This is a genomic window from Fibrobacter sp. (genome assembly GCF_017545445.1).
In the GTDB taxonomy this organism is placed as follows: Bacteria; Fibrobacterota; Fibrobacteria; order Fibrobacterales; family Fibrobacteraceae; genus Fibrobacter.
This window is the reverse complement of the sequence record NZ_JAFWOM010000007.1, coordinates 39,552-62,715: the sequence shown is the minus strand read 5'-3', so window position 1 is coordinate 62,715 and position 23,164 is coordinate 39,552. Positions and strand designations below refer to the sequence as shown.

The window sequence follows — 23,164 nt, the reverse complement described above, 5'->3', positions numbered from 1 at the left end:
GTTATCAAGCACGAACGCTTGCGTTCGTATTAGATAATCGCAGCAGTCAAGCCTCGAAGAGGAACGACGAGCAAGGAAATCAAGCGAGAGGCCACTTGTGGACTCGCATTTGATTTCCGCTGAGTCATGCGCTTGCGCAACGACGAGCAAGGTTATCGAGCACGAACGCTTGCGTTCTTCTTCCTACCGCCTACTGTCTACTTCCTACTTCCTACCGCCTACTTCCAACTGCGGCGAAGCCGCTCCTACTTCAGTAACCCCATTTTATGCTTGAGCTTCAGGATGCGGGCGGCGGATTCTTCGATGCGGCGCTTGTACTTGGAACTTTTTTCGCAGAGGTTCATCATGATGTCGAGCATGTTTATAGCTTTGGACGTGTAAGAAATCATGAGAATGTCGTTGCCGGCATCGATGATTGCTGTGACAAGGCGTTTGAAGTCTTTGTCGGGGTAATTTTTGCGAGGCGGAATTTGCGTTTTGCCGCTTGCCCAAGTGCGTAACGATGTTCCCCAGAGGTCATCGGTGAGCATGAGCATGTCCGGGTGGCCACGGCGAGCCATTTTGACGATGTTTGCGTCAAAGACGGCGGGGCGGCTCGAAATGCGTAAAAAGTGGACGCTTGACATCATCGTGACGGGGATATCGTTGGCTAGTGTGCTGAAAAATTCCACGTTGTGTTCGATTTTTTCTTTGGGCGAGGCGCTGACGGCGATTTGCAAGTCGCTGTTTGTCCAGGAGTCATAACCGGGGAAGTGCTTTGAAACGCAGACGATTCCTTTTTCGCGCATACCGGTGACGAAAGATCTTACTTTAAACGCTACAGAAGTGTCGTTGCCCCAAGAACGGCGGTTTTCTTCCATGAATGAGTTTTTGTTGCTGTAATCTTTAGACGGGTCCAAAACAGGGGCTAGGTTCATGTTTATTTTGTATTCGTTGAGCGCTTGTCCGACTTTTTGGGCGAGTACGTGGATTTTGGAGGTATCCATGTGGCGCATTTCGCGGGCGCTGGGGAGGCTGTGCCAGCGATCAGCGATAGAGGCGAGACGGTTGACGATTCCGCCTTCTTGGTCGGTGGCGACAAAAAGTGGAATTTTTATGCTGGAATCGATTTCTGACATTTTACGCAGATAGCTGTCGATTTCGCGAAAATGCTTGCCGGTAATGAGCACGCCGCCGATTTCATTTTCAATCACGAATTGTGGACTGGTGAGGAATACCATGATCATTTGCGCTGCCTTTTGACGCATGGTCATCGATTCCCATAGCGGCATGAGTTCGTCTGGCAAGTTGTAAGGGTTCGGTTTGCCTTTGGCGGATGTTGCTGAACTTTTTGCAAGAGTCGCAGACGAGCTGGATGTTGTGGAATCTGCGGCGGTTGCTGATGAATTTGCTAAAGTTGCAGATTCTGACGACGTTGTGGATAAATTAGTTGAAACCGCTGCACTTGAGCTGTTGATGGTTGCTGATGATCTGGGTAATTCGTCAGATGAACTTGTGAGGAGTGCGGAAGAACTTGTCGGTGAAAGAGACGAGGTTGTATCAATAATTAAATTGATTTGCGTTTTATTTTTTTGCGGTAAGGATTCTGTTAGTGAATTTATTGGGGTAAAATGTTTTTCGGATACGTTGTCTGCCAACGTTATCGAAAACGCCCCAAAAATTGCAATGATAAACAGAATCTTTGTATGCATGTATTAGTAATTGGTCAATAGTCGTTAGTCATTGGTCATTGGGCGGGAAGACTATTCTCTCGTCTTTTATCTTTCATAGAGAGATTGCCGCGTCCCCTTACAGGGGCCTCGCAATGACATTTTTCTGCTACTGTAGCGAAGCCACCCTTCCTACTGTCTACTTCCTACTTCCTACTCATCCTTCCTTCTTTTTCACGAATCTTCTCGGTTTGAATTCTCGCGGCGGGAACTCGAACTTGATTTTGCCCTTGACTAAAGTCAGGTAGGCGTCGAACAGGCGGCGAGTCTTGTTGCTGCGGAAACCCTTGATGAGCGAAGTCTTTTCGCCAGCGAGCAACTTCTTGATTTCGTCGAGCGGAAGCTCTTTGCCCAACAGAACCTTCGGGAGCGTGATGCCGCTCGGTTCTTTCTTGAGGTAGCTTTCGGAGACGTAGCCCGTGAGCGTTTCATAGACATCCGAGCCATCGACGGGGGACTTGCCGACAACTTCACCGACTTCGATTTCTTCGGGCTTTTCGTCAAAGACAAATTCAATCTTGTTTTCGTCGTTGATGGTGAGCACGGCAGAAAATTCAGCTCCCTTCTTGCTGCGGAAACCGGTCAAGGGGCCAATCTTTCGCTTGGTCAAAAGCTCTACGATTTCATTTTCGGTCAAGTGCTTGCCGCCCACAATTTTGCGGATGACGATGCCGTCTTCGGTGGTGTAGCGGCTGACGGTTTCGAAAACTTTCTTGCCGTTCACGGGGCTGAAACTTGCTTCGCCGGTGGTGCTTTCTTCCTTGAATCCCTTGATGTTTTTCACCATCGTCTTTGTCATTTCGACGATGCCGTTCATGAAGGCTTCGCGCGATTCCTTGCCCTTCGAGATGAGGTCCATCTTGTATTCCCATTCTCCGGTGAGTTCCGGGCTAGTGAGGGCTTCGCAGTTCATGGCGGAGAGAACCTTGATGAGGTCGAACGCCTTTGCGGTCGGAATCATTTCTTTGCCGTCGCGGATAACGTATTTGTCGCTCACGAGCTTTTCGATAATGGCGGCTCGCGTGGCTGGCGTCCCGAGGCCGCGTTCCTTCATCGCGTCGCGGAGTTCGTCATCTTCGACGAGCTTACCGGCACTTTCCATCATCGACAAAAGCGTACTTTCGGTGTAGTGTGCAGGCGGCTTGGTGAAGTCTTCCTTGGCTTCGATGTCGAGCGTCTTGGCGGTGTTGCCGTTCAACTTCGGAATGTTCGATTCTTCGTCGGATTCCTTGCCGTAAATCGCCTTGAATCCCGGATCGACGAGAATCTTGCCTTCGGTGATGAACGTTTCGCTTTCGACCGTCGTGATGCGAGTCGTGTTGAGGTACTGCGCCGGCGGGAAGAATACAGCGATAAAGCGCTGGCAAATCATCGTGTAGATTTTTTCTTCGGCTTCGGAGAGACCCTTTGGTACAACGCCTGTCGGGATGATGGCGAAGTGGTCCGAAATCTTCGAGTTGTCAAAAACTTTTGGTGTGCGCTTCACGTAGTTCTTGTCCAAAGCTTCTTGCGCGAACTTGGCGAGCGGACCTTCGATTTTGCCGAGCGTCGCCTTCACCGGAGCGACGTAATCTTCGGGCAAGCAGCGGCTGTCGGTACGCGGATACGTGGTCGCCTTGTAATGTTCGTAAAGCGATTGGGCGATGGAAAGCGTTGTCTTGGCGCTGAAACCGAAGCGGTTGTTCGCTTCGCGCTGGAGCGTGGTGAGGTCGTAGAGCTGACCGCATTTCTGCTGGCTCGGGGCGGTGGTCTCTTCGATGGAGCCGTTCTTGCCTTTGCACTTCGCGAGAATTTCCTGAGCGCGAGCCTCGTCGAAAATCTGCTTCACGCGGTCTTTGCCGTTTTCTTTATCGACGGTGAACCACTTGCCTTGGTAACCGGCGCCTGCGTTGTCGAACGAGGCTTCGATGGTCCAGAACTTTTGCGGCACAAAGCGGTTGCGTTCTTCTTCGCGTTTGACGATAATGGCGAGCGTCGGGGTCTGCACGCGTCCGCACGGCGTAATCTGGAAACCGCCCATGGAACTGTTGTAGGCGGTGAGGCCGCGGCTTCCGTTCATGCCCACGAGCCAGTCGGCTTCGCTGCGGCAGAGGGCGGCGTTTCGCAAGTTCACCATGTCTTCTTCGGTGCGGAGGTGCTCGAAAGCGTCTTTGATGGCGGCAGGCGTCATGCTCTGCATCCAAAGTCTCTTGAACGTCTTGCCTTTGAAGTTCCCCTTGAGGATGTAATCCACGATGTAAAAGAATATCAGTTCACCTTCGCGGCCCGCATCGCACGCGTTTATAATCGTCGTCACGTCTTTGCGTTTGATGAGCTTGCCGAGTGCGGAGAGGTGGCCTCTCGTGGTCGGGAGGGCTACAAGCGGAAACTTTTCGGGGAGCATGGGGAGCGTCTTCATGTCCCATGCCTTGTACTTTTCGTTGATGTCCTTGGGGTCGGCGATACCTACGAGGTGGCCAATCGCATGGCTAACGATGGTCGTGTCACTTTCGTAATAGGCGGTTTCTTTCTTGAATGTCTTTGCTCCGAGAACCTTGACGAGGTCTGCTGCGACGCTTGGTTTTTCTGCGATGATGAGCGTCTTTCCCTCGGTTGCCTTAGCCGTTTTTGTTGCGGTTGTTTTTGCCGCAGCTTTGGTGGCTGTTTTTGTTGCAGTGGTTTTTGTCGCCTTAGTTGTTGTTTTAGTCGTTGCCATTTTTATTTCCACTTGAATCGTCCGAACAGTCCGAACAGTACGGCCAGTACGGTAAAGGGGGCGTGTATGAATTCAACTGGGATGCACCACTTGAGGAGGTGCTCTTGCTTGAATATTTTTAGCCCGCGAATAATGAGAACCATGTCGCCGATGCTTTTGCAGAAGAATGCAATCAAGGTGGCGACGAATAATTTAAAACTGAAAATCGAGAATGTTGCAGTCACGCAGAGCATCACGAGGAACATGAACACCATCGAAAGCACAAAGACGATTTTCGGGGTGTAGTAGATGGTTTTGGAGGCCCAGCGTTTGCGTTGTTCCCAGAGAGCCTTGAGCGTTTCTTTGCCGTTTGTCGTGACGAACGTGGAAGGCGTGATGCAGTAGCGCATGGCCCACGGACGGTCGGCGGCGAGTTTTTGCATCAAGAGGTCGTCGTCGCCGCTCTGGATTTTGATGACTCCGTTGAAGCCGTTTACGCTCTGGAAGAAGCTTTTGCGGTAGGCGAGGTTGTTGCCCGTGCTCGTTAGCGGAAGGTGCATGGCAAGCCCTGCTGTGCCTGCGACGCGATAAATGAGCGTTTCGACCGCTTGCATGCAGATGATGAACGGCGAACTCTTGTCGGTCGGGATGTAGGAGTGCCCGGCGACAAGTTCAATCCCTGGTTCGAATTCCTTGACGATTCCCTTGATCCAGGAAGGCTGCACGATGCAGTCGGCGTCCGTGAGGCAGAGAATTTCGCCATTGCAGACTTCTATCATTTTGCTGATGGCTTGTTTTTTGGGACTTACGCCTTCGGGGAGGGAGTCAATGGTGAGCACATGCAGCCTGTTCTTGAACTGCGATTCGTATTCGGCAAGAATCTTCGGGGTGTCGTCCGTGGAGCGGTCATCTGCCACCCAAATTTCCCATTCGCCTTCGTAATCTTGGGCAAGGACGGAGTTTAGCGTTTCGCGGATGCCTTCGGATTCGTTGCGTGCAGCGATCAAAATGCTCACCTTCGGCAGCGGTTCCGGGTCGGCATAGCCTTCGCGTACCCGCCCGAGCGCACGGAAGAACCGCACTTCTAAGCCGAGGTAGAAGAGTGCAAAAATCGCCAAAAGTCCGATGACCACGTATGTCAAAATCGACAAAAACATTTTTTCTTCGGCAAAATGTAATAAGGTTTTTTGAAAATCAAAATGGATTGAATTGAATGACGGGGAATTTTTGGGGATATAATATAATGGTAAGAATCCCTTTTAAATACAGTTTTCTCTCTTCTTGCACCTCTAGTGTGCGTTTTTTTACACTTTTTGAATTAATTTTGCCTTTTTGATTCAAATATGTTAGTTTTTTGTAAGTAAAATTACGGTTTTGGGATAGCTTATGAATATGCAATTGAATTTTGAAGATGTTGCTTCGGCACTTTCTCTTGATTACGAGTGCGTGTTTTTTGTCGATGTTGAGACGAATAATTACGTCATGATTGATTTTCATGGAAATCATACCAAATTGGATTTGAAAGATTCCCATGATTTTTGGGCCGACACCGCGGTCAATACAGAAGCGGTTGTATATTCCGAAGATAAGGAATCCTTTGCGGCGTTCGTCAACAGGGACTCGCTCTTGAAATTGGTTCAAGATGGCCATGCTTATGATTTTAAGTACCGTCTTGTCGTCGATGGCGAGCCTATCTGGTTTCACATGAGGGTTTCTCTTGCGCAGTCTCAAGAGCGTAAGTTTTTGATTGTGGGTGTAAACAACATTGACAAGCAAGAACGCGAACAGATCGAATTGAAAAATAAAGCATCGAAGAGCGAAACCTATAGCCAAATTGCGATTGCCCTTGCGTCTCGATTTGATGCTTTGTACATGGTGGATTTGCGAACGGACCATTTTGTGCAATACAAGTCTGAACGCGTGTTTAGTGAATTGAGCATCGCTCAAGAAGGGGATGATTTTTTCCAGTTGTTGATAAGTGATGCGCTCAAGGTTATTTATAAAGATGATTTTGCATTAGTGACGGAGGCTCTTAAAAGAGAAATCTTGTTAAAGGAATTAGACGATTATGGAGTTTTTACGCTGACATATCGTCTGAATTCTATAAATGGGCCGGTCTATGTAAAATTGGATGCTGCATATACCGACAAGGAGCATCTTGCCATAAGCGTTACCAATGTGGATGTGCAGGTTCGCCGTGAGCAGGAGTTGAGGGTCAAGATTTCGCAGAATGAAGTCTATGGGCAAATTGTGATGGCTCTTGCCGAGCGTTACGACGCTCTGTACATGGTGGATTTGGATACGAATCATTTTGTGCAGTACAAGGCTGAACGTATATACAGCGAGTTGAACGTTGCCGCTGAAGGTGAAGATTTTTTCAACCAGTTGCAGAAAGACGCATTGCAGGTTGTCTATGAAGATGATCTTCTTTTAGTGCAAGCGGCCCTTGTGAGAGATGTCCTTTTGAAGGAACTTGACGATAACGGTTTGTTTTCGCTGACGTACAGGCTGAATTCGCCTACAGGACCTCTATATGTGAATTTGGTGGCGGTCTATTCAGGCAAGAAACATATCGTAATAAGCGTTACCAATGTCGATGCTCAGGTGCGTCATGAACAGAAACTTAGAGGCATTGCCGCTGCTGCATTTGAAAAAGCTCGTCAGGACGATTTGACGGGAATCAAGAACAAGAACGCCTATGGCGAATATGAACGCAAACTGAATGAACAAATCAAGTCTGGCGTGGCCGATGAATTTGCGATTGCTATTTGTGACGTGAACGGACTTAAGACTGTAAACGATACGCAGGGCCACAAGAAGGGTGACGAGTATATCAAGGACGCTTCGAAACTTGTTTGCGAAACGTTCAAGCATAGCCCAGTGTTCCGCGTGGGGGGCGATGAATTTGTCGTCATCTTGAAGGGGTGCGATTTTGAATCTCGCGAAGACATTGAAAAAAAGTTCACGGATATTGTAAAGCGCAATGCCGAAGAGAAAAAGGTGGTTGTCGCTTGTGGCATTTCCGTTTTCGACAGGATGCACGACAAGAACGTTTCGGCGGTGTTCGAACGGGCTGATGCAATCATGTACAAAAATAAAATGTCATTGAAGGGTGGGCGCGACGAAATTCTGAACATGATTATACGCACGATTGGTGCAAGAACGACGATTTAAGGGCTTTCTAAGCACTTGACCCATTTTTCCCATTTTACTACATTTGTGCCACTTTGAGAATCGATATCGCACAAAAACTTACTGAATCCGAAGACCAACGAGTGGTCTGGTCCCATGCCGACGCTCCCGAAATCTTCGACGAACTGCACCTCAAGGGCGATCTGGTAGCCGAGGTGCTGGTTAGCCCCGAAGGCAACGGCAAGTGCCTTGTGACCGGTACCCTCTCTGGAGTGCAAACACTCACCTGTGTCCGCAGCCTGGATCTTTTTGACCGTCCGTTCGAAACCGAGATTGTTGTCGAGGTGGAACGCGGAGCATGCGCTGCACAGGAACTCCATGACGACGACGATGACGTTTTCGCCTATACGATTCCGCAGACACAGAACTTCGTAGATGTTTCCGAGTGCGTCCGACAGCTGGTGACCCTACAGGAACCCATTGCGCCCGTGAAAAATCCTGACGAAGATTTTATCTTTGTAACAAACAACCAAGCTGGCGACGGTGCCGATGCTGAAAAGCCGCTCGACCCTCGCTGGGAAAAACTCAAAGCTCTTAAGAGCAAAATGGAAACAGGAGTTAAAAATGGCAGTACCTAAAAGAAAAACCTCGACCGCCCGTCGTGACAAGCGCCGCACCCACTGGAAGATGGAAGTGCCGGCTATGGCTACCTGCGATCATTGCGGTTCCGTGAAGCGTCCGCATCGCGTGTGCCCGGTTTGCGGCTTCTACAACGGTGTGGAAGTTGTTGACATGAAGGGTGCCGAAGCTTAATCTAGGAGGAATCCGTGATCAAAGTTGCACTGGATGCCATGGGTGGCGATTACGCCCCGAGTGTTTGCATTGAAGGCGCCGTTAGCGCAGTCAAGAAAAACCCCAATATTCATGTGGTTCTCTGCGGACCGGAGGCCGAGGTCAAGGCTTCTCTCGAGAAGCTTGGTTACACCGGCAATCAGATTTCCGTAGTTGATGCTCCGGACCTCGTGGCTATGGATGAACATCCTGTCATGGTGGTCAAGAAGAAGCAACATTCTGGCTTGGTGACTTGCGTTGCCTTGCAGAAGAAAGGTCTTGTAGACGCTTCCGTCAGTGCCGGTAACTCTGGCGCTATGATGGCTAGCTGCCTCATGATTCTCGGTAAGACGTGTGACGAGTTCTCTCGTCCGCCTATCGGGGTTGCTCTTCCGACAAAGGATCGCCGCATTGTGTTGGTCGATGGCGGTGCTAACGTTGATGAACGCGCTTCTACTCTCGTTGACTTTGCAATTGCAGGTTCTGCATTCGCCGAAGCTTTCCTCGGAATCGAAAATCCGAAGGTCGGCCTCTTGAACATGGGCGAAGAAGAACACAAGGGTCCGGCGGTTTTGCAGGAAACTTATCAGCTCCTCAAGTCCGCCCCGGTGAACTTCATTGGTAACATCGAAGGCCGCGACCTTATCGCTGGCAAGGCTGATGTTGTTGCAAGTTCTGGCTATACGGGTAACGTTGTTCTCAAACTCCTGGAAGGTTTCTTCGAAATGCACCAGGAAATGTTTGGCACAATCGATACTCCGGCTGGCAAGCGTTTTGCTGAAATGTGGGATTACCGTGCCACGGGCGGCGCTTTGCTGCTCGGCCTCAATGGCATTGGTATTATCGCTCATGGCCGTTCCGACGCTCTCGCTATCGAGAAGGCTGTCGAAGCTGCCGCCAAGTATGCCGAAGCCGACGTTGCAAACAAGGTCAACGCACGCCTCGCTGCAATCAAGTCCGAGGAAGCTCCTAAAGCATAGCTTTTGTCTGCATTAAGACTTTAGTTGCATTTAAGACGGATCTAGTGAACGCTAGGTCCGTTTTCTTTTTAGACGAAAGAACGGACCTGTGGTCCTACAGACTAGAGACGAGAGAACGGCGCTGCGCGCCTACAGACGAGAGACGAAAGACGCGTCATCCTGATGGCGTAAGCCCGATATATGAAACTTGGCTCTTTAGAGCCTTAGTTGAATTAGGTTCGAAGGAGCAGGATCCAGTGAAGGTATGGGGGATTTAGGGTGCTTAAAAACTTACGTGCATTCCGATACCCGCTTGTGGGTAGAGAACTCCTATTAATGGAGCTATGAAAATTTGTGCGGTGTGCTTTCGCTTTTTATAGCGATCGTATTGTTGTTCTAGTTGTTCTAGTTTGCGAGTGTGTGCTTTTGATGCAAAGATATCGTAAATACCGTAAATCATCAATGGAATACCAATGACTGCTAAAGGAGCGATGATTGCGGCTCCGTTAAATCCTTCTTTGCTCTTAAAAGTTATTGCATTATAGAAAGCTATACCTCCTATAAAGGTCAATCCGCCTCCAAAACCTAGTGCTAGGCTTCCTCCCACTGGAGATATTTCGTTTTTTTCTTCAGCAATCAGTCTTTCATATATTGTTGTTGAATCTGTAAGTAGGTCAATTTTACGTTCATCAAAATTTGCAGCAAATGTATTCCCTAGTAAAAGGAAAATGATTAGTAGCAATTGTCTCAAATAAAACAAAATCAGTAACCTCAAAAAGTCTCGTACAAATTTTAGAAAAAAATATTTTCTTGAAAATTGAATACCCTAACCCCTAACCACTGTCTACTTCTAACTTCCTACTTCCTACTAATTTATTATCTTGATAACGAAAGAAACTTGCTTTGGACGGACCGTCTGGCACTGGTGGTGTGACGGCTGTTTGAAGTTTAAATCATTTGTATTCATCCATGACACTTAATGTCATACAGGAGGTTAATTTATAATGCCTACGAAGTCTATTGTGACTGGCGCTTCTCGTGGTATCGGTCTTGCCATTGCAAGAGAACTTGCTTCTCGCGGCTCTGATGTTGTTCTTATTTCTCGTGGTGGCTGCCCGGAACAGGCCGAAGCTATCGCCAAGGAATTCGGCGTCAAGACGTTCACGTTCGCCTGCGACGTGAGCAACTCTGAATCTGTGAAGGACGCTTTCAAACAAGCTATCGACGCACTGGGTGGGGTAGATTGCCTTGTGAACAATGCCGGCATCACCCGTGACGGCCTCGTACTTCGCATGAAGGACGAAGATTTTGACAACGTTATCGCAACGGACCTCCGCTCGACGTTCCTTTGCACCAGTGCCGTCCTCAGGACGATGATGGGCGCCCGCAAAGGTAGCATCGTGAACATCGCAAGCTTGAACGGTATCAGAACTCAGGCCGGTCAGGCCAACTACGCTGCTGCAAAGGCTGGCGTTATCGGCATGACTAAGTCCAACTCCATGGAATTCGGTTCTCGCGGCATCACAGTGAACGCCGTCGCTCCGGGATTCATCGATACGGACATGACCGCCGCCATGAGCGAAGAAACCCGCACCAAGTATGCTGCTCAGATTCCGCTTGGCCGTCTTGGTCAGCCGGAAGATGTCGCGAAGGCAGTCGCATTTTTGGCATCCGACGACGCTAAATACATTACTGGACAGGTAATTGGCGTTGACGGGGGCTTGAACGCTTAACAACATTTTATTAAATTTGGACAAAACTTTTTCCCATGGAGAAAAAAATGAACGAAGAAATTTTCAAGAAGGTCACTGACGTGATCGTTGCTAAGTTGGAAGTCAAGGCTGAAGATGTCAAGCCCGAATCTGAATTCGGTAATGACCTCGGTGCCGACTCTCTGGACCGTGTTGAACTCGTGATGGCTCTCGAAGACGAATTCGATGTCGAAATCCTCGATTCCGATGCTGAAAAGTTCCAGAAGGTTGCTGACGTTGTTGCTTTCCTCGAAGCACACAAGAAGTAATCCAGTTTTGCTTTAGCCCGCAACAGTTGGGCAAAGAACGAGCTTTGGGTCCCCGGTATCGCCGGGGATTCTTTTTAGTTAATAGTGGTTAGTAAACAGTGGTTAGTGATTAGTGAATTGGATGCAAGATTCGCAAAAATTAATGATTGTTGACTAGTGACCACAGACCAAAATCAGATTATCTAGTAACTCAGAACTGGTAACTAGGAACTAGATTTTTTAATTTATGTTTGCATTTTAACCACATAAGGAGACTCTGTTGGAAGAAAAAAACTTGCTTCACAAAATCCTAAAACTCTGGTTTCGCCAGAAGTCCGGTGACGGGCTTGAGGCTAAGCTTGGGTATAGGTTCCGCGATCCTGAACTGCTGGCTCACGCTCTCGTCCATCGTTCGTTTATCGTAGGCAAGGACGTGCCCTACGTGAGCAATAACGAACGTTTGGAGTTCCTCGGCGATTCCGTTCTCAACATGCTGACGACCGAGTTTTTGTACAAGACGTTCCCGAACGATTCCGAAGGTGAACTCTCTAAACGCAAGAGCGCGATTGTTTCGGGGCATGCGTGTGCGCAGTCGTCCAAGGAATGGTCGCTCGACGAGTACGTGAAGATTGGAAAGTCCGAAGCGAAGATGGGCGGTCGCGGCAAGGAAAGCATTCTTGCGGATGCATACGAAGCGGTACTTGGGGCTGTCTATCTCGATGGCGGACTCGACGAAGTTCGTGCGATTTTGAATAAATTTCATTTCCCGCGTGTGCAAGAAATTATCAATGCCACTGATTTCGTGAATTACAAGAGTGAGCTTTTGGAGTTCTGCCAAGGCAAGTTGCGTTGTTCCCCGGAATACGTGGTTGTTGGCGAATCAGGCCCGGAGCACCAGAAACTGTTTACGATCGAAGTGGTCGTAAACGGCAAGGCTTATACTCGCGGTCTCGGCCCGAACAAAAAGAAAGCGGAACAAGAAGCTTCGCGGACAACCCTTGAATTGCTCAAGGCCGAAGTCGCCGAAGCCGACGCTAAAAAAGCCGCCGCACCTAAAGTCAAACAACCCGCACATCACGTCGGTTTGCCGTAGTTTTAGTAGACGGTAGGCAGTAGGCAGTAGGAAGTGGTTCGTATGTAGAGCCTGCGTTGTCACCCCGGCTAGAGCCTATGTTGTCATGCCCGCCTCCGAGCGGGCATCTCCTTTTTATTATCTTATCCTTCATGAAATCTTTTTCCCTCCGCTCTTTACTTGCCCTGCCGATGGCAGCGGCTCTTGCTTTTGCTCTTTCCGCCTGCAATGAATCCGGCGACTCCAAATCCGGCCAATCTACGAAAACATCGAAAAAAGGCACCGCCGTTTCCGAAGCCGATTGCCCCATCATTCCGCTCGATTCTACCGCGACAGGCGAGTTTGACCCGATTGCATCCAAACAGGCTCGTGCCTGCGGCTCCATCACGCTTTGGGGCTCCGCGATGCCCAAGTCCTTTAACATGTGGGAAGACTATAACAGCTTCTCCGCCGAGCTCATGAACATGATGTTCGAACCGCTCGTGAGCTTGCACACTACCGAAGACCGTGAAGTCGGCATCCTTGCGGACAAGTGGGAAGTCTCCGAAGACGGCAAGACGTTCACGTTCCATGTCGATTCGCGTGCCAAATGGAGCGACGGTAAGCCGATCACCGCCGAAGATGTTCAGTTCTATTACGATGTCATCATGGACGAGAAAAACCTTACGCCGATTTTCAAGGTGGGGCTCAGCCGCTTTGAACGTCCCGAAATCGTCGATAGCTTGACTGTCCGCATGACCGCCAAAGAACCGCATTGGGGCAACTTCTGGGAAGCTGCCGGCATGCTCGCGTTCCCGAAACACGTGTGGGCAGGGAAGGACTTCAACAAGATCCGTTACGAATTCTCGGTCGTCTCCGGCCCGTACATCATCAAGACCTTCCGCGAAGACCGCTTTGTCGAACTCCAACGCCGTGCCGACTGGTGGGGCTTCAAAAAGAACTGGAACCACGGCAAGTACAACTTCCAGAAAATCCGCTACCGTTTCATGAACGACCAGACGAAGGCTCTCGAAGCGTTCAAGAAGCAGGACTTCAATGCCTACGCGATTTACACGAGCAGCATCTGGATGAAACAGACCGATTTTGATGCTGTGAAAAAAGGTTGGGCCGTCAAACAGCGCATCTACAACAAGGAACCGATTGGCTTCCAGGGCATGGCCATTAACCTCCGCAAGCCGCAGTTCCAAGATGTCCGTGTCCGTAAGGCTCTCTCGTACCTCTTGAACCGCGAAGCGATGAACGAGAAGTACATGTACGGCCAGTACTTCCTCTTGAACAGCTATTATCCGGACCTTTGGGCGAACAACCAGAACCCGACGGCACCTGTCTATAGCTACAATCCCGAAAAGGCCCGTGCCCTCTTTGCCGAAGCGGGCTACAAGGTAAATGCACAAGGCGTTCTCGAAAAAGACGGCAAGCCGTTTGCGATAAACTTCATTACAAGTCAAGAAGACTTGCGCCACCTCACGCTTTTCCAGGAAGACCTCAAGAAGGTTGGCGTCGTGGCGACCATTGAACAGATGAGCCAGAGCACGCTCCGCAAGCGCTTGGACGATGCGGATTTCGATCTTTACTGGGTGAACTGGGGCGCAGGCCGCCTTCGTGATCCCGAAGCGAGCTGGATTTCTACAACCGCAATGCAAAAGGGTACGAACAACCTTGCTGGCGTTCAGGACAAAGTCGTCGATAGCCTTATCAACTTGCAAAAAACGGAATTCGACCTCGCCAAGCGTAACGAAATCTTGAAAGCTCTCGACAACCGCCTCGCCGAAATCGTTCCGTACGTGCTGATGTGGCAATGCGACCATCATCGCATCCTTTACTGGAATCGCTACGGCACTCCTGAAAAGATTCTGGACCAGTTCAACCGCGAAGATGCCATCCCCGTCTATTGGTGGGTCGATCCGGTCAAGTCCACTGCCCTCGACAAGGCGATGAAATCCGGCGAAAGCCTGCCCATCCCGCCGTTCGATATTAGATAGACGAAAGAACGGGCAGAGCCTTGCGGACGAAAGAGTGCTTCGCGTGCAGTTCCAATTAAGGTTCGCAGAACAAATTAATACTCGCAGTATCCATTAAGTTGCTCGCATCTCATAAACAATTTCCACTAAAAAATCCCGGCTCCACAGCCGGGATTCTTGCATAACGCTAATAACTACTGACCATTGACTAATGACCAATAACCAATGACCAATGACCAATAACTAGAATTTAAATTCCACATCTACGGTAAAGCCTGTCGCATCGCCTTCCATTTCTATTCTTTGACCGGCTCTCTCGTCAGTAAAATTTTTGGTCTTCAAGTCCTGACTACGGGCAATGACTTTACCTTTGATGGATATTTGGTTGTTCACTGCAAAGTCTGCACCAATCCAAATCTTGTATTGCTGGGACCAGTCGTCGTGCAAGTCTTTGTCTTTGTATTCAGATTCGAAAAGGCGGAACCAAATCTGGCCACCGAGCAAAAGCGTGACCGGGGCGGTGGGGAGGGTGTAGTCAAATTCGCCGCCTAAACGGATTTCCAAGCCTCTTTCCAAGCCGTGATGTTCGAATCCCCAGAAAACGCCTGCTTCGGCACCGTATGCGGCCCCTTTTATGGATTCGATGGCTTGAGTGTGCTGGGCACCAAAGTAGAGGAACAATTCTTTTTTGCTAGGCGGCGTTCTTCCGAGGCCCGTTTTCTTGTCCTTTCCGATGGGGAGGTTGAAGTCGAGGAAAAAGTACAGTTCCGGGTCCAGTGCGAATCGTGCACCGATAGTCAAATCGCGAAGTCCGCTTCCACCTTCTTCGCAATCCTTGCAATCTTCTTCGCCCCAAAGCTGGTAACCAAAACCCTGTAAAGAAAGTTCAAGTTGCGGAGCGAGGTTCATTCGGGCGCCGACCTTAAGGCCCATTTGGGACCAATCGTCGTCCATGTCGTAATAAAGCCCTGCTTTGACAGAACCTTGGTTATTTTGCAAGAGACTGAAATAATCCCATGTTGCGAAACTGGATGTGGCAAGCGCTGCCGCGAGAAGAAGAACCTTTTTAATCATCATAACTCCTATGAATATCTTCCCTTAATTTAGCAATAGAGAAGGAGCATTGCAAATGACATTTTGTAAAGATTCTGTTTATCGTCGTTTGCAGTCATAAATATTATTTTTTAGTTGCAATGAGCTTGCAAAAAATATTATAAAAAGTATCTTTATTCTTGAGGTGATGTGTCGGTGAAAAAGGGGTTATCTATGAAATATTTAAGCCGTTTGCTTGTTGTTTTAAGCATGTTGCTCCCGGTGGCCGTTTGGTCGCAAGGGCTGGAATTTCATATCATTGAATATGTAAATCTTTACTACAATGCGACTAGTAAAACCCTTTATTTGGCCCAGACTACGGAATGGTGTACAAAGAATACTTTGGCTTTTATTCCGAATACGTTGGAAAGCGGTACTTGCGTAGCGTCGGAAGAAATCGATAACAGTTCATCGACGGGGACCGTATCATTTTTGATACAAGACCTTCTTCGTGTATATTGGAAGCACGATAATGCCGATGCCAGTAAATACCAGTCAACGACGGTCAAGCTTGCTTCGGATATTGATTTTGACGGGCGTTTGATTTTGGATACAGATGCGAATGAGTATAAGTGCTCGTCAAATTATTTCGGAACAGATTTCTTTGGCAAAGTCTTTGATGGAAGTGGTAAACAAATTTCGCATATTTGCGGAGTTTCGAATGCGGGGGAGTGGACCTCTCCGATGGGCTTGTTTAACAGCATTTCAGATGGAGTCGTCAAAAATATCAAGCTCGATAGCGTTGATTTTATAATTCTCCGAAAAACGTCCGGTGGTACCAGTGTTTCGGCCGATGAAAAAGATTACCATCCTGTAGGTGGACTTGCTGGATATATCGAAAATAGCCAAGTGGAAAATATCTCTTTGGGGTATGTCAATGTGAGTGCTCCGTTTGCAGGGGGCTTGGCCGGCTATGTCGAAAAATCGACTTTTAAGGATATCAAAACGACTACAGACGGTGCAATCATAGTTACAAATGATATCGTACTCACTAAGAATAATGATAATAGCAAGATGGGAACTTACAAGACCGTTCTAGGTGGTCTTGCCGGTAGTTCGAAATTTTCCACTTTTGAAAACATTGCGCTTAATCTTTACTTAGAAAATTCGGCAATGGTTGATTCATCTGCTATAGGTGGTGTTGCAGGTTTATACGTTTATGCCGATGAATATGAAAGTAAGCCGTATCTAAATCAAAATATCAAAATTACGGTTCCTACCACAGTTAAAGGACCTACAGGGGATGTTTCGGGAGTATTTACAGGAGCGACTTCTCTTGGTGGTGTTTTTGGCGAAACAAAAAGAGTGGCGGGGAATAGCAATGGAAATACGAGATTGTATATCGATGATGTTCAAGTGACTAATATGAAAGCTTCTGCCACTAAAGTTGCCAGTAGTAAACCGATTGGGGTTTATTGGGGTGGTGTTGTTGGAAAAAGTGACCTTTGTCTTGGTGGCTCCCTTAAAATTTCACATTCAAGGGCAAATGTGAAGTTTGATATTATGCAGGGCGTTAATGGAACGTATAAGAATTACTGGGGTGGTATTGTTGGTTTTGCTGGTTGCAGTACCACGGACAATTTTGGAAGTAATGACGATTTAGGTTTGTCTCTCAAATATTCAAAAGCAACAGGCTATATGAGACTCGGGGGAGGCACATCGAACTCGAAAATCTATGCGTCATCTACCCTTGGTGGACTTGTTGGTGAAGCTTTGCTTGCAGTAGAAAATGACGCTGTTATGTTGGATACTGCGGAAATTAATATTGTTTATACAGCAAAAAATACTATAGATAAATCAATGACTACGGCCAAACAATCCATTCATGTTGGTGGTATTATTGGTGCTGCGAATATATTTAAAACCTCGGGCGTTATATCAAATTGGAAAGGGTTGATTTTTAAGGGCTACTTTGATATAACAGATGATGGCTTTAATTCGTATGTCGGCGGGATTGTTGGTCGTTTCCCCTTGGATGGCTCTGATAATTCTCGTATTTCGTTCAATGATATTCTTGTGCAGACAAATGCCCCAAGTGGTAATAAACTTATAACTTATGCCACGTCTGGAATTACATCTTATGCGTCTGATGCTTATTTGGGCGGAGTATGTGGCAATTGTAACTCTATTTCGAAGATGGAAAAAACGGCGATTGTGGGTAATGTTTCTAAAACTGCTGGCACTAGCGCTACAGCGAATCTCCGAAAATCTTATTACGTGGGCGGGCTTGTGGGTCGTGCGAAAATTAGCTCTTACCCAATCTTTGTGCGCGACACTTATTCAAAGGGTAATATTACATCTGGTTTTCCAAGTGGCTTAACCACGGAGCCGAAAACCTATACTTATATAGGTTATTTGTTTGGAACTCTTAGTGGAAACAAGGGCAAATCTTCTGAGTTCTTGTCGAATTACCATTACAGCGAAGATTTGGAGGATGTGGCTGCTATTGCGGATGGTGATGGTAAAGAGTATAGTACTTTTGATCCGGTTTATAGTAATAGTACCGCTGAGGTGAATGTCCGTAATTGTACCGCAAAAAATTTGACTGCTGCGGATAATGGTTGTGACCTTTCTACTAATATGGCATCAAGTGCTTTTAACGATAAGCTGAATAAAAGATGGACAAACCCCGAAGATTATGTTTGGGAACAAACGAATGCTGATGCTTTGCCGACGTTACGCAAAAGTTCGTATGATAAGCCGGAAACATTTGTTGTCACATTCAAAAACGGAAGTGAAGTTGTTCAAGAATATACTGTAGAAAAAGGTTGGCCGTCTCCGGTTCCTGATGTTCCTGCAGTAGATTCTAAGGGTTGTACTTTTAAGGAATGGCAATCGGATGATGATTATTCGTTTGTGACAAAAGCTATAACCGTAAACGCTGTTTATGGCGATTGCCCTGTTTACACGGTTACCTTCAAGGGACTTGATGGAAAAACTTTGAAAACCGTGCCAAATGTGACTGCTGGTGAATCTGTGACCGCTCCGGCTGCTGATGAAGTTCCTGAGTATAATGGAATGTGCTTTACGAAGTGGAAAAATAAGTATGATCTTTCCTATGTGACTGGCGATTGGACTATCGAGCCGGAGTCTAAAACATGTGTATATGAAGTAACATTTTTCTATACAAATGCGAATGGAAAACGAATCTCACAAACACAAAATGTTGAGTATGACAAGGACGCAATCCCTCCGAGTAAATCCGAATTGCTTCTGGAATCGGATGACGGCGTTTGTTTTGATGGCTGGGATAAAGAATATACTCATGTGAAGGGAAATTTGGAAGTTACTGAACAATTTGTTATTTGCACGTATCCTGTAGTATTCAATGATTTGAATGGCAAACCTATAGAAAATCCTGTGACCGAAAATGGAACTCTATTGCCGTATCCTCAGATAGTGGAATACGGTAAATCGGCTGTTGCTCCTAAAGATCCTGAACCGGTATTCAATAGCATGGGAAATGGTCGTTGCTTTGATGGGTGGAGCAAAAATACGGATGACTATACCAAAGTGACGCGAAACATGAATGTCAGTGCTAATTCTAAGGATTGTTATCAGGTGTTTTTCTATGGTCTGGATGGACAGCTGATTGTCGGAGCCACGACGGCGAATGGAAAATCCTTGGATAATCCGCAGATTGTAGATAAAGGCAAGGCTGCAATAGCGCCGAAAGATCCTGAACCTACCGCAGATGGCAAGTGCTTTAGTCACTGGGATGAAGACCTCAGTAGTGTGACTAAAGGTTTGAAAGTCAAAGCCAAATCTAAGCCTTGCGAATATACAGTGAAGTTCTATGACCTTAGAGGATTTGTCATTGATGGCTCGGAACAGGTAGTCCTTTATGGGGAAGCTGCTGTTCCTCCGACAGACCCGTCGCCGAAGGATGACTTGTGCTTTATTGGTTGGGACACAGATTTTAGCGCGGTCAAAGGCAATTTGGAAGTCAAACCGAACACGAAAAAGTGCGTATTTACGGTCAATTTCTATGGTCTGGATGGCACGACTGTGATAAAAACGCAAAACGTTCAGGAAGGATTGTCGGCAAGGGCGCCGGCCACGCCTGAACCGTTAGGTGACCTATGCTTTAATGGCTGGGACACTGATTTTAGCGAGGTCAAAGGCGATTTGGAAGTCCATGCGCTATCGAAGGATTGTCCGGCTTCTAGTAGCTCCGCTGCATCTTCGTCCAGCGTCGTCCAAAGTTCCGCTGCATCGTCATCCTCGACCCCGATCGAAAATCCGTCCAGCAGCTCCATGGATCCTATCAGCTCTTCGAGCTTCCAGGATGACAATTCTTCGAGTTCGTATGATACCGCATCTTCTTCCAGTGTCATTCTGAGCTCCAGCGAAGAATCCAGTAGCAGTTTTGTTGAATCTTCTTCGTCCATCTCGACCCCGGACTATTCGTCATCCTCGACCCCGATCGAGGATCTATCCAACAGCTCGATTGCATCTTCGTCATCCTGGTACGACGTGTTTGGATCCAGTGACAGTTTTGCTCCGCAATCCAGCTCTGGCAATACATACGTGAGGGATCTTGTAGGACCGGTTGTCACGCAAGAAGGAAACGCCCTTCGCATGACGTTTACCAACAACCAAACCGATTCACCCATTGACGTTAACTACCATATTGTTGTGACATCCGATGCGGGCATCTATCTTGATACTGTGGTGCGTGGCAGAGATGTTGAAAGTGTTAAAAACGGCACATGGCGATTGGACCCGGCGCCTGTCGGTGAATACTCCGTAACATTTACGCTCACGGATGGCTATGATTCTGCCAGCTATGTCCAGCCATTCGTGGCCGAAAAGGAAATGCATGTAGATGTAGATTCTAGTTTTTGGCAGACGTATTCTTTGTATGCCTTCTGCCATCAAAAAGGCGATAAATGCGTAAACGATATAGAAACACTCCTTTATAGTGGTCATGATAATTGGGCCGTAAAACAATGTGAACAAATGAAAGATGAATATCGTGAGAGCGGCGCAGAAGATGAATATCTTCGAGAACAAATGGAACAGGCTTGCCGTATTGCAAGTCAAGAGCAAAGTGGTGCGGTTACTTCTGTGTTCTGGTGGGACGAAACGAATCCGGTGGGTGATTATTGGCAGTACCGCAGGTTTAAAGTAACACAGAATTTTGATTCGACGCGTGGTTATTGGTATGGCTTTGCGAATAAACAAACGCTCTCCCTCGATTTACAGACACCGAACATGAATGATGAAATTGTATGGACTCTGAACAACAATTTTTCTGGCTGGAATCTTGTCGCTAACCCGTTTGGTTGGTACATCAAGCTTCCGCAAGAAAATGATGTGGAGTTCAGGAAGTGGGATCCGAAAGCTGGAGAATGTGTTCCTGTGGATACGCTTGGACCATACGAAGCGATTTGGGTTCATGTTGACGAGTCTAAGGAACTTCGCATTCCTTTGAAGGCTGCGATAATCCTTGAAGGTGAACGTGAGGTGCTTTCAAAGAGCGCCGATTCTGAGGACTGGAACCTCCGCGTAGTATTGGAAGACGATAACGGCAAACGTGATTCCTGGAATGAACTTGTCGTTGGCAAAACAGCAAAATCATTTAGTGAACCGCCGGCTGGTATGGGCGATCGCGTGAACCTTTCCATTGTCGAGAATGGAAAACGTCTTGAAAAGAGCGTCAAAGAAATTAGTGATGACATTGAATGGAATCTCGAAGCGAGTGCGACGAGTTCCCGCAAGGGGCACTTGAGTTTTGTCGGGCTCGAAAGCGTGTGGGCAAAGGGCATGCGTGTTTATGCGACCATGAACGATGAAACTGTTGAAGTCGTAAATGATCGTCCGCTGGACGTACAGCTTTCGCTAAAAGCGAAGAATGTTTCTGTGCGAGTGACGAAAAATACGGTCCCTGTTAGCATTGCGAAAAACTTGCTGAAGAATTTCCACGTGAACCAGATGCAGAATGTCTTGAACGTAGGCTTTGATGCCGCAGCGAATCTCGCGGGTTCTAATGTCAAGGTGAGCATCGTGGGTATTGACGGTCGCGTCTTTGCTACAGGCAAGTCTATCGCAAACGAGGGTTCGAATGTCGTTTCGATGAAAAAGCCAAAGTGCGGGGTCTATTTCGTGCGCATGCAGGTTGGAAGCCAATCCGCTTCCGCCCGCATCATGGTCCGGTGATATCTCGCACTGGCCCCCATATGGGGTCTAGCCGAACAGCGCAATAATTACTAAATTTGCGCTCGTTATGACAAAAGCACAATTCATCAAGTTCATCGTTGCAACGGTGCTCGCCATCGCTGCTCTCTTCTTGCCCTACGAATCCCTCGGATTCGATGCCGCAAGCCCCATGGGAATCCTCAATCCGCTCGAAATTCGCGTTATTGGCGTTTTCGTGATGGCGGCCCTCTTCTGGATTCTCCAACCGTTTCCGATTTGGTCTACCTCGATGCTCGTCATCGTGCTCATGATCATTACCATGTCGGATTCCGCCCTCACTCCGTTCCATGTTGACGGCGTGAAGATGATCAGCCATAAGTCCATTATGGCGACTTTCGCAAACCCGATCATCATGCTCTTCTTGGGCGGCTTCTTCCTTGCTGCTGCTGCCACGAAGTACAAGATGGACTTGAACCTTGCCCGTGTGCTCCTGAAGCCCTTCGGCAAGAATCCGAAGTTCGTGCTTCTCGGCCTCATGCTCATCACGGCCGTGTTCTCGATGTTCATGAGCAACACCGCGACCGCAGCCATGATGCTTGCCATCCTCGCTCCGGTGCTCAAGCTCTTTGACGAAAGCGACCGCGGTAAAGCAGCTTTTGCCCTTGCCATTCCGCTTGGCGCAAATATCGGCGGTATGGGTACTCCTATCGGTACGCCTCCTAACGCTATCGCCCTCGGTGCCTTGAACGATGCTATTGCCCGTGGCGACCTCGTTGCCAACCAGGTGAGCTTCGGTCAGTGGATGGCTTTCGGTATTCCGTACGTGATTGTTTTGATGGTGATTGCTTGGCTCCTCCTCCTCAAGATTTACCCGATCAAGATGAAGGAAATGTCCTTGAATATCGAAGGTGCTGGCAAGTTTGATACAAGCCCCAAGGCCATCATCGTTTATATTACTTTTGTGGTGTGCGTTGTTTTGTGGGTGACCGGTAAGGGTGTTCATGGAATCAACGATAATGCGATTGCAATGATCCCGATGGCTGTGTTCGCTTTGACGGGCGTGATTACCAAGAAAGACTTGAACGCGATGAGCTGGGATGTGCTCTGGCTTGTGGCTGGTGGTTTTGCTCTTGGCGTGGGCCTCAACGCTACAGGTCTTGCAGCTCACCTCATCAAGACGATTCCGTTTGCAAGCTGGTCTCCGATTGCGCTGATGGTCGGCTGCGGCATCATCTGCCTCTTCATGGCGAACTTCATGAGCCACACCTCTACGGCTACGCTCCTTGTGCCGATTCTCTGCGCTGTGGGCATCGCTTGCCAGGACAACTTGACCAGCCTCGGTGGCGTGACCGCTCTCTTGGTGTCTGTTGCATTTGCAAGCTCTCTTGGCATGAGCCTCCCGATTTCGACTCCGCCTAACGCACTTGCTCATGCTACAGGTTACACCGATACGCGCGGCATGGCCATTACCGGTGTCGTGATGGGTCTCGGTGGTCTCGTGCTCTCTTGGCTTATGATGGTTGTCCTTGCGAAGGTTCACTTCTTCGGATAATCAATAACATCCATATTTTTCATTTGCCTTTTATCGCCCCAG

At 48.1% G+C, this 23,164-nt stretch carries 16 protein-coding genes; 11 read left to right on the top strand and 5 right to left on the bottom strand.

Features of this window, described 5'->3' with window-relative positions; translation table 11 throughout:
• Window positions 1-245: 245 nt before the first annotated feature.
• Entirely contained in the window at window positions 246-1,271 is a 1,026-nt protein-coding gene (locus tag IKG78_RS00695) for a glycoside hydrolase family 3 N-terminal domain-containing protein (protein ID WP_290938102.1), read from the bottom strand.
• Between the two features lie 31 nt (window positions 1,272-1,302).
• Here IKG78_RS00695 and IKG78_RS00690 point away from each other — a divergent pair, with 31 nt between their 5' ends.
• Window positions 1,303-1,698: a hypothetical protein gene (locus tag IKG78_RS00690; protein ID WP_290938100.1), complete on the top strand. Its 396-nt coding sequence runs from the start codon at window positions 1,303-1,305 to the stop codon at window positions 1,696-1,698.
• A gap of 168 nt (window positions 1,699-1,866) precedes the next feature.
• Here the strand turns inward: IKG78_RS00690 and IKG78_RS00685 are convergent, their stop codons facing one another.
• Both IKG78_RS00685 and IKG78_RS00680 read right to left on the bottom strand, forming a co-directional pair.
• On the bottom strand, window positions 1,867-4,404 hold the full coding sequence (locus tag IKG78_RS00685; RefSeq protein WP_290938098.1) for a DNA topoisomerase III: 2,538 nt from the start codon (window positions 4,402-4,404) through the stop codon (window positions 1,867-1,869).
• Window positions 4,405-4,406: 2 nt separating this feature from the next.
• Window positions 4,407-5,540, bottom strand: coding sequence for a glycosyltransferase (locus tag IKG78_RS00680; protein WP_290938096.1), 1,134 nt, complete (start codon window positions 5,538-5,540; stop codon window positions 4,407-4,409).
• Between the two features lie 229 nt (window positions 5,541-5,769).
• Between IKG78_RS00680 and IKG78_RS00675 the strand changes: the two genes are divergently transcribed.
• The 4 genes from IKG78_RS00675 to plsX are packed head-to-tail and all read left to right on the top strand — an operon-like array spanning window position 5,770 to window position 9,326.
• Window positions 5,770-7,557, top strand: a complete 1,788-nt coding sequence (locus IKG78_RS00675) for a GGDEF domain-containing protein (protein ID WP_290938094.1) — start codon at window positions 5,770-5,772, stop codon at window positions 7,555-7,557.
• Between the two features lie 53 nt (window positions 7,558-7,610).
• Window positions 7,611-8,153, top strand: coding sequence for a DUF177 domain-containing protein (locus IKG78_RS00670; RefSeq protein WP_290938092.1), 543 nt, complete (start codon window positions 7,611-7,613; stop codon window positions 8,151-8,153).
• On the top strand, window positions 8,140-8,328 hold the full coding sequence (gene rpmF / locus IKG78_RS00665) for a 50S ribosomal protein L32 (RefSeq protein ID WP_014546669.1): 189 nt from the start codon (window positions 8,140-8,142) through the stop codon (window positions 8,326-8,328). The genes IKG78_RS00670 and rpmF overlap by 14 nt, the downstream gene beginning before the upstream one ends.
• Before the next feature lie 14 nt (window positions 8,329-8,342).
• Complete coding sequence (gene plsX / locus IKG78_RS00660) at window positions 8,343-9,326, top strand: phosphate acyltransferase PlsX (RefSeq protein WP_290938090.1); 984 nt, start codon at window positions 8,343-8,345, stop codon at window positions 9,324-9,326.
• A 262-nt stretch (window positions 9,327-9,588) separates the two neighbouring features.
• On the opposite strand, the gene IKG78_RS00655 is transcribed toward plsX, so the two are convergent.
• A complete protein-coding gene (locus tag IKG78_RS00655; protein WP_290938088.1) occupies window positions 9,589-10,080 on the bottom strand; it encodes a hypothetical protein in 492 nt (163 codons plus the stop codon).
• Window positions 10,081-10,309: 229 nt separating this feature from the next.
• Here IKG78_RS00655 and fabG point away from each other — a divergent pair, with 229 nt between their 5' ends.
• From fabG to IKG78_RS00635, 4 genes are all read left to right on the top strand, one after another.
• On the top strand, window positions 10,310-11,038 hold the full coding sequence (fabG, locus tag IKG78_RS00650) for a 3-oxoacyl-[acyl-carrier-protein] reductase (RefSeq protein ID WP_290938086.1): 729 nt from the start codon (window positions 10,310-10,312) through the stop codon (window positions 11,036-11,038).
• A 47-nt stretch (window positions 11,039-11,085) separates the two neighbouring features.
• Window positions 11,086-11,325 (top strand): acyl carrier protein, encoded by a 240-nt coding sequence (gene acpP / locus IKG78_RS00645; RefSeq protein ID WP_290938085.1) that lies wholly within the window; start codon window positions 11,086-11,088, stop codon window positions 11,323-11,325.
• A 259-nt stretch (window positions 11,326-11,584) separates the two neighbouring features.
• Window positions 11,585-12,397 carry a ribonuclease III gene (gene rnc, locus IKG78_RS00640; RefSeq protein ID WP_290938083.1) on the top strand — a complete coding sequence of 271 codons (813 nt, stop codon included), beginning with the start codon at window positions 11,585-11,587 and terminating at the stop codon, window positions 12,395-12,397.
• A gap of 131 nt (window positions 12,398-12,528) precedes the next feature.
• Window positions 12,529-14,358 (top strand): extracellular solute-binding protein, encoded by a 1,830-nt coding sequence (locus IKG78_RS00635; RefSeq protein ID WP_290938081.1) that lies wholly within the window; start codon window positions 12,529-12,531, stop codon window positions 14,356-14,358.
• Between the two features lie 222 nt (window positions 14,359-14,580).
• Here the strand turns inward: IKG78_RS00635 and IKG78_RS00630 are convergent, their stop codons facing one another.
• Window positions 14,581-15,414 (bottom strand): hypothetical protein, encoded by an 834-nt coding sequence (locus IKG78_RS00630; protein ID WP_290938080.1) that lies wholly within the window; start codon window positions 15,412-15,414, stop codon window positions 14,581-14,583.
• A 189-nt stretch (window positions 15,415-15,603) separates the two neighbouring features.
• Between IKG78_RS00630 and IKG78_RS00625 the strand changes: the two genes are divergently transcribed.
• On the top strand, window positions 15,604-21,591 hold the full coding sequence (locus IKG78_RS00625) for a T9SS type A sorting domain-containing protein (RefSeq protein ID WP_290938078.1): 5,988 nt from the start codon (window positions 15,604-15,606) through the stop codon (window positions 21,589-21,591).
• 67 nt (window positions 21,592-21,658) lie between these two features.
• The gene (locus IKG78_RS00620) at window positions 21,659-23,122 is read left to right on the top strand and encodes an SLC13 family permease (RefSeq protein ID WP_290938076.1); all 1,464 of its coding nucleotides are present in this window, start codon (window positions 21,659-21,661) and stop codon (window positions 23,120-23,122) included.
• The last annotated feature ends 42 nt before the right edge of the window (window positions 23,123-23,164 follow it).